This is a genomic window from Micromonospora sp. NPDC003241 (genome assembly GCF_053589795.1).
Map to the genome: position 1 here is coordinate 40,466 of NZ_JBSFSO010000051.1, position 7,986 is coordinate 48,451.

Sequence of the window (7,986 nt, forward strand, 5' to 3'; positions counted from 1 at the left end):
AGATATAGACACATTGACTAATGTCGTTTAGTGTCATCGCCAGCACCGGATTGTTTCGTCGAGGTGAACCGGCGGCGCGGGAACCCACGACAGCACCACCGCACCCCTCCCGCTACGGCATCCGGCGCGACGGCGCGCGCCCCGCCCTGGCAGTCACTCGTCAGGAAGGGACAGGACACGCATGTCCACCCACCACCACCGCCACCCCGCACGGTGGCTCACCGGCGCCTCGGCGCTGCTGCTGGCCGTCACCGCCGGCACAGTGGCCCTCGGTGCCGGGCCGGCCGCCCTCGGCGGCCCCACCCCCGCCCAGGCCCACCCCATCGTCGCCACCGACTTCCAGCAGGTCACCCTCGCCAAGGGCGTGGCCGAGGTCGGCGAGCCGATGACCCTCGCGGTGCTGCCCGACCGCTCGGTCCTGCACACCGCCCGCAACGGCACGCTGCGCCGCACCGACGCGGCCGGCACCACCACCGTGATCGGCACCGTCCCGGTCTACACCCACGACGAGGAAGGGTTGCAGGGCGTCGGCGTCGACCCCAACTTCGCCAGCAACCGGCACGTCTTCCTCTACTACGCCCCGCCGCTGTCCACCCCGTCCGGCGACGCCCCGGCGACCGCCACCGACTTCTCCGCCTGGCGCGGCGTCAACCGGCTGTCCCGGTTCACCCTCAACGCCGACTTCACGCTCAACCAGTCCAGCAAGGTCGACGTGTTGGACGTCCCCGCCGACCGGGGCATCTGCTGCCACGTCGGCGGCGACATCGACTTCGACGCCGCCGGCAACCTGTACCTCTCCACCGGCGACGACACCAACCCGTTCGACTCCGCCGGATACTCGCCGATCGACGAGCGGACCAACCGCAACCCGGCGTACGACGCGCAGCGCAGCGCGGCCAACACCAACGACCTGCGCGGCAAGATCCTGCGCATCAAGGTGAACGCCAACGGGACGTACTCGATCCCGGCCGGCAACATGTTCGCCCCCGGTACGGCCAGCACCCGCCCCGAGATCTACGCGATGGGCCTGCGCAACCCGTTCCGGATGAGCGTCGACAAGGCCACCGGCATCGTCTACGTCGGCGACTACGGGCCGGACGCCGGCTCCACCAGCAGCCGGGGCCCCAGCGGGCAGGTCGAGTTCAACCGGATCACCGCGCCCGGCTTCTACGGCTGGCCGTACTGCACCGGCACGAACACCACCAACGAGACGTACGCCGAGTGGAACTTCGCCAACGGCACCGCCGGCCCGAAGTACAACTGCACCGGCGGGGCGACCAACAACTCGTTCCGCAACACCGGCCTGACCACCCTGCCGGCCGCCAAACCCGCCTGGATCCGGTACGCCGGAGACGCCGGCAGCCCGCCGGAGTTCGGCAGCGGCTCCGAGTCACCCGCCGCCGGTCCGGTCTACCGCTACAACGCCGCGTCCACGTCGACCACCAAGTGGCCGCAGAGCTTCGACGGCCAGTTCTTCGCCGGCGAGTTCGGGCGTGGCTGGATCAAGCCGATCCACATCAACAGCGACGGCTCGGTGGGCGCCATCGACGCCTCCTTCCCGTGGAACGGCAAGCAGGTCATGGACATGGCCTTCGGGCCGGACGGCGCGCTCTACGTGCTGGACTACGGCACCGGGTACTTCAACGGCGACGCCAACTCGGCGCTCTACCGATACGACTACGTCGGCGGCGGCAACCGCGCCCCGACGGCGGTGGCGTCGGCGAACCGGACCTCCGGGGTCGCCCCGTTGACCGTGAACTTCTCCTCGGCCGGGTCGTCGGACCCGGAGGGCGGGGCGTTGACCTACTCGTGGGCTTTCGGTGACGGCACCACGTCGACGGCCGCCAACCCGAGCAAGACCTACACCGCCAACGGCACGTACAACGCCACGCTGACCGTACGCGACCCGCAGGGCGCCACCGGCAACGCCAGCGTGCAGATCCGGGTCGGCAACACCGCGCCCACGGTCACCATCAACGGCCCGGTCAACGGCTCACTCTTCTCCTTCGGCGACACCGTGCCGTTCAGCATCACCGTCACCGACCCGGAGGACGGCACGATCGACTGCACCAAGGTCCGGATGACCTACGTGCTGGGCCACGACAGCCACGGCCACCAGATCACCTCGCAGACCGGCTGCTCCGGCTCCATCACCATCCCGGTCGACGGTGAACACGACTACGCGGCGAACATCTTCGCGATCTTCGACGCCGAGTACACCGACACCGGCGGGCTCACCACCCACACCCAGCACATCCTCCAGCCGCGCAGCCGGCAGGCCGAGCACTACAAGACCTCGTCGGGCATCGCGGTCTTCGACAAGGCCCCGGCCGAGGGCGGCAAGACGGTCGGCAACATCAACAACGGCGACTGGATCGCGTTCGAGCCGTACCGGATCAACAACGTGACGTCGTTCAGCGCCCGGGTCTCCTCGGCCGGCACCGGCGGCACCCTCCAGGTACGCGCCGGCTCGGCCACCGGCACCGTGCTCGGCTCGGCCACCGTCCCGGTGACCGGCGGTTGGGAGACGTTCACGACCGTGAGCGGCGCGATCACCAACCCGCCGAGCGGCACCACCACGCTCTATCTCACGTTCGCCGGCACCGGCACCGGATCGCTGTACGACCTGGACTCGTTCACCTTCACCACGGGCAGCGGGAACACCGGCGGCACCGGCCCGATCACCGGTCTGGCGGGCAAGTGCCTGGACGTGCGGAACGCGGCGACCGCCGACGGTACGCAGATCCAGATCTACACCTGCAACGGCAGCGCGGCGCAGACCTGGTCGGTGACGCCGAACTCGACGATCCGCGCGCTGGGCAAGTGCCTGGACGTCGACGGGGGCGGGTCGGCTGACGGCACGAAGATCCAGCTCTGGACGTGCAACGGCTCGGCTGCCCAGAACTGGTCCGCGCAGTCGAACGGGACGCTGCGGAACCCGCAGTCCGGTAAGTGTCTGGACGTGTCGAACAACAGCTCGGCCGACGGCCAGGCGGTCCACCTCTGGACCTGTCACACCAACGCCAACCAGCGCTGGGTCCTGCCCTGACAGAAGGAGGGGTCCCCTGCTAACGCCTCGTGCATAGCAGGGGTCCCCTCCTCACACCACGAACCGTAGGGAGAGCGACATGCGCAGACTCCTCAGAAGACCCGCCGCCGGCCTGGCCACCGCCGTCCTCGCCGTCCTCGCCTGCACCGCACCGGCCACCCCGGCCAGCGCCGCCGACGCCCCGTACGACGTGCTGGTCTTCTCCAAGACCGCCGGTTTCCGGCACGACTCCATCGCGGTCGGCACCCAGGCCATCCGCGACCTGGGCGCGGCGAACAGCTTCACCGTCACCGCCACCGAGGACGCCGCCGCGTTCACCACCGGCAACCTCGCCCAGTACGAGGCGGTCGTCTTCCTCAACACCACCGGCGACGTCCTCAACGCCACCCAGCAGACCGCCTTCGAGTCGTACATCAACGCAGGCGGCGGCTTCGTCGGCGTGCACGCCGCCGCCGACACCGAGTACGGCTGGCCCTTCTACGGCAACCTGGTCGGCGCGTACTTCCGCTCGCACCCGGCGATCCAGCAGGCCACCGTACGGGTCGAGAACCGCGGCCACGCGGCCACCGCCCACCTGCCGCAGAACTGGGTACGCACCGACGAGTGGTACGACTTCCAGACCAACGCCCGCTCCGGCGCGCGGGTGCTGGCGAACCTGAACGAGTCGACGTACTCGGGTGGGGTGATGGGTGCCGACCACCCGATCGCCTGGTGCAAGACGGTCAACTCCGGGCGGTCCTTCTACACCGGCGGCGGCCACACCCAGGCCACGTACGCCGAGCCGGCGTTCCGGGCGCACCTGCTCGGCGGCATCCGGTACGCGGCCGGCCGCACCAGGGCCGACTGCCGCCCGGAGACCGGCTACACCGCCCTCTACAACGGCTCGACCACCGGCTGGTCCCAGGCCGGGCCGGGCAGCTTCACCAACTCGGACGCCACGCTGACCTCGGTCGGCGGGATGGGCCTGTACTGGTACAGCGCGAAGCAGTTCACGAACTACTCGCTCAAGCTGGACTGGCGGCTCGCCGGGGACGACAACTCGGGTGTCTTCATCGGCTTCCCGCCGTCGAGCGACCCGAACTCGGCCATCAACAACGGCTACGAGGTGCAGATCGACCCCACCGACGCGGCCGACCGGACCACCGGCGCGGTCTACGGATTCAAGTCCGCCGACCTCGCCGCCCGCGACGCCGCGCTGAACCCGGCGGGGGAGTGGAACACCTACGAGCTGCTGGTGGAGGGGGAACGCCTCCAGGTCTTCCTGAACGGGTCGAAGATCAACGACTTCACCAACACCGACCCGGTCCGGTCGCTCGCCGGCCACATCGGCATCCAGAACCACGGTACGGGTGACGACGTGTCCTTCCGCAACATCCGGATCAAGGAGTTGGGCGGTACGAACCCGCCGCCCACCGGCACCGGACGGATCACCGGTCTGGCGGGCAAGTGCCTGGACGTGCGGAACGCGGCCACCGCCGACGGTACGCAGATCCAGATCTGGACCTGCAACGGCAGCGCCGCCCAGACCTGGACGGTCACGCCGAACTCGACCATCCGCGCGCTGGGCAAGTGCCTGGACGTCAACGGCGGTGCCTCGGCTGACGGCACGAAGATCCAGCTCTGGACGTGCAACGGCTCCGGTGCCCAGAACTGGTCCGCGCAGTCGAACGGCACGTTGCGCAACCCGCAGTCCGGTAAGTGTCTGGACGTGTCGAACAACAGTTCGGCCGACGGCCAGGCGGTCCACCTCTGGACCTGTCACACCAACGCCAACCAGCGCTGGGTCCTGCCGTAACGGTTAGGAGGGGTCCCCTGCTATGCACGAGGCGTTAGCAGGGGACCCTTCCTTACATCTTCCGCAAGCGCGCTACACCGCCGCAGCCGCGCCGCACCTTCCGCAAGCGCGTTACGCCTTCCGTTATCGCGCGGCGCGCGCCTAGAGTGAAGGCGGCGACCGCGAGGTGGCCGGTGCACCGACGGGAGGCGCAACCCGTCGGTCCCAGGTGCCACCGCGCCCACCGGTCCACCCCCTCGTAGGCCGCCACGTCCGGCCGCCCTCGCCCCGGTCACGCAGGTACGGAATCCCCACCACACGCACAGGGGAGAAGAACTATGGCGCGACCGATCACGCTGTTCACCGGCCAGTGGGCTGACCTTCCGTTCGACGAGGTGTGCCGGCTCGCCGCCGAATGGGGCTACGACGGGCTGGAGATCGCCTGCTGGGGCGACCACTTCGAGGTCGACAAGGCCCTGGCCGACGACTCGTACGTCGACCGCAAACGGGAGACGCTGGCCAAGCACAACCTCCAGGTCTTCACGATCTCCAACCATCTCGTCGGCCAGGCGGTCTGCGACCACCCCATCGACGAGCGGCACCAGGGCATCCTGCCGGCCAGGATCTGGGGCGACGGCGAACCCGAAGGCGTACGCCAGCGGGCCGCCGAGGAGATCAAGGACACCGCCCGCGCGGCGGCGGAGCTCGGCGTCAACACCGTCGTCGGCTTCACCGGCTCGTCGATCTGGCACACCCTGGCGATGTTCCCGCCGGTGCCGCCGTCGATGATCGAGCGCGGCTACCAGGACTTCGCCGACCGGTGGAACCCGATCCTGGACGTCTTCGACGAGGTCGGGGTCCGCTTCGCCCACGAGGTGCACCCGAGCGAGATCGCGTACGACTACTACACCACCAAGCGCACCCTGGAGGCGATCGGGCACCGGACGGCCTTCGGGCTGAACTGGGACCCGTCGCACTTCGTCTGGCAGGAGCTCGACCCGGTCAACTTCATCTTCGACTTCGCCGACCGGATCTACCACGTCGACTGCAAGGACGCCAAGGTACGCACCGGCGACGGTCGGCGCGGTCGGCTGGCCTCGCACCTGCCCTGGGCGGACCTGCGGCGCGGCTGGGACTTCGTCTCCACCGGGCACGGCGATGTGCCGTGGGAGGACTGTTTCCGGGCCCTGAACGCGATCGGCTACGACGGGCCGATCTCGATCGAGTGGGAGGACGCCGGGATGGACCGGCTGGTCGGTGCGCCCGAGGCGCTCCAGTTCGTCCGGCGCCTCGCCTTCGACGCCCCGTCCGCCGCCTTCGACGCCGCGTTCAGCAGTAAGGACTGATCCCGCCGACTCGGCAGCCAAGACCGAGTCCCGTCGACTCGGCAACAAGGACTGATCCCGCCGACCGGGGGCCGACTGTCCGGCCCCCGGTCGACACCCCCCGGTCAGTCGACGGCGAAGACGTGTTCGCTGGCCAGCCGGGCCGCGCCCACCAGGCCGGCCCGGTCGGCCAGGTCGGAGAGGACCACCGGCATGGTGCCGGTGGCCGTCGGCGCCGACCGGCGGTAGACCACGCCGCGTACCTCGGCGAGCAGGATGTGCCCGAGCCCCTCCGGCGCGCCACCGATCACCACGATGCCCGGGTTGAAGAAGCTGACCAGGCCGACGAGCACCTGGCCGAGGCGGCGCGCGGCGTCGCGTACCAGAGCCTGGGCCGTCGGGTCCCCGGCGAGCGCGGCGGCGGCGACGTCCGACACGGTCAACGTGCCGGCCTCGGCCAGCCGCGCGGCCAGCGGCGCGCTGCGGCCGGTCCGTGCCGCGGCCGTCGCGGCCCGGGTCAGTCCGGCGTCGCCGCAGTACGCCTCCAGGCAACCCACCTCCCCGCAGGCGCAGGTCGGCCCGTCCTCGGACAGCGGCAGGTGCGCGATGTCGCCGGCGCTGCTGGTCGAACCCCGGTACAGCGTGCCGCCGAGCACCAGCCCGCAGCCGATCGCCGTGCCAAGCTTGAGATAGAGGAAGTCGTCGAAGGTGCGCCCGATGCCGGCGTGCTGCTCGCCCAGCGCCAGCACGTTCGCGTCGTTGTCGACCAGCGCCGGGCAGCCCAGCTCGGCCGCGAAGGCGTCCCGGACCGGGAATCGTTGCCAGCCGGGCAGCGCGGTCGGCGCGATGGAGGCGCCGTTGTCGACCGGCCCGGGCAGCGCGACACCGACGCCGGTGGGTTCGCCGCCCCCCGACTCGACGCGGAGCTTGCCGACGAGTTCGACGCACCGCCCGATCACCGGCTCGGGGCCCCGACGGACGTCGGCCGGTTCGCTGGTCTCGGCCAGCACGTTCAACTCGCCGTCGGTGACCGCCACGCTGATCCGGTCGGCCCCGACGAGCACGCCGACGAACCGTACTCCGGCGGCGAGCCGCAGCAGGGACGAGCGCCGTCCGCCCCGGGAGGCGGCCGGACCGGCGGTCTCGACCAGGCCACGGGCGACGAGGCGATCCAGCTCGGTGGTGAGAGTGGTACGCGACAGACCGAGCAGATCACCCAGCTCGACCCGGGAACGAGGGCCCTCGTCGCGCAGCAGCCGGACCAGTCGCGCCTGCTGCGGGTTCTCCGGCCGGAGAAGGGCCATCCCCACCACCTCCGGTTCCGGAGTCTTCCACGACGGTGTTTCGGCACTGTGGCCGGAACCGTCGCCCGGCCCTGCCCGTCTCTCGACCTCCGGCCGCCCCTTCCTGTTCCGGCCGCCGCGCTCCTGTCCGGCCATTGGTCCGGCCGTCCGGTCGTTGCTTGAGTTGCCATCGCGTGACCCGTCACCGTGCGGCATGGCGCGGTCTGTAGCGGCGTGGTCCGTGACGGCCCGCCCTGGCCCCTTGCCGTCCCGGCATTCCCTGGCCCTTGCCGGGCGACGGCCTGGCGCAGCCTGGGGTGGCCGGGTCGATGGAGGTGGGGTGGCGCAGCCCGGGGTCGGCCCGGTGTGAACCGGTGTGGCCGGCGTGGTGGAACTCAGAGGTGGTCCGGACCGTCGCGACTGCGCTGGAGATGCCTTGGAGACGGACGGGACCGTGTGGTGGGTAGATTTGCAACGCCGCCCGCATCAACCGGAAGTTCTCCTGCGTCGCGTACGTCCCCGCGAACCCCTCCCGGGTCGCTCCCTCCGGCACGT

4 protein-coding genes and 1 pseudogene are annotated in these 7,986 nt (G+C 70.5%); 3 read left to right on the top strand and 2 right to left on the bottom strand.

Features of this window, described 5'->3' with window-relative positions:
* The first annotated feature begins 181 nt into the window (after nt 1-181).
* The 3 genes from ACWDVW_RS28250 (at nt 182) to ACWDVW_RS28260 (ending at nt 6,169) form a co-directional block, all read left to right on the top strand.
* A complete protein-coding gene (locus ACWDVW_RS28250; protein ID WP_449954755.1) occupies nt 182-3,049 on the top strand; it encodes a PQQ-dependent sugar dehydrogenase in 2,868 nt (955 codons plus the stop codon).
* Nucleotides 3,050-3,128: 79 nt separating this feature from the next.
* A complete protein-coding gene (locus ACWDVW_RS28255) occupies nt 3,129-4,844 on the top strand; it encodes a ThuA domain-containing protein (protein WP_449954758.1) in 1,716 nt (571 codons plus the stop codon).
* 317 nt (nt 4,845-5,161) lie between these two features.
* Nucleotides 5,162-6,169, top strand: coding sequence for a sugar phosphate isomerase/epimerase family protein (locus ACWDVW_RS28260; RefSeq protein WP_449954761.1), 1,008 nt, complete (start codon nt 5,162-5,164; stop codon nt 6,167-6,169).
* A gap of 104 nt (nt 6,170-6,273) precedes the next feature.
* Here the strand turns inward: ACWDVW_RS28260 and ACWDVW_RS28265 are convergent, their stop codons facing one another.
* Nucleotides 6,274-7,452 carry an ROK family transcriptional regulator gene (locus tag ACWDVW_RS28265; protein WP_449954764.1) on the bottom strand — a complete coding sequence of 393 codons (1,179 nt, stop codon included), beginning with the start codon at nt 7,450-7,452 and terminating at the stop codon, nt 6,274-6,276.
* Between the two features lie 451 nt (nt 7,453-7,903).
* Nucleotides 7,904-7,986, bottom strand: a pseudogene (locus ACWDVW_RS28270) (lysine 5,6-aminomutase subunit alpha TIM-barrel domain-containing protein); the annotation flags it as partial.

Bases quoted from the DNA above. Each gene is read 5' to 3' on its own strand.
- ACWDVW_RS28265 (WP_449954764.1), bottom strand. From the start codon at position 7,452: ATGGCCCTTCTCCGGCCGGAGAACCCGCAGCAGGCGCGACTGGTCCGG.
- ACWDVW_RS28260 (WP_449954761.1), top strand. From the start codon at position 5,162: ATGGCGCGACCGATCACGCTGTTCACCGGCCAGTGGGCTGACCTTCCG.
- ACWDVW_RS28250 (WP_449954755.1), top strand. From the start codon at position 182: ATGTCCACCCACCACCACCGCCACCCCGCACGGTGGCTCACCGGCGCC.
- ACWDVW_RS28255 (WP_449954758.1), top strand. From the start codon at position 3,129: ATGCGCAGACTCCTCAGAAGACCCGCCGCCGGCCTGGCCACCGCCGTC.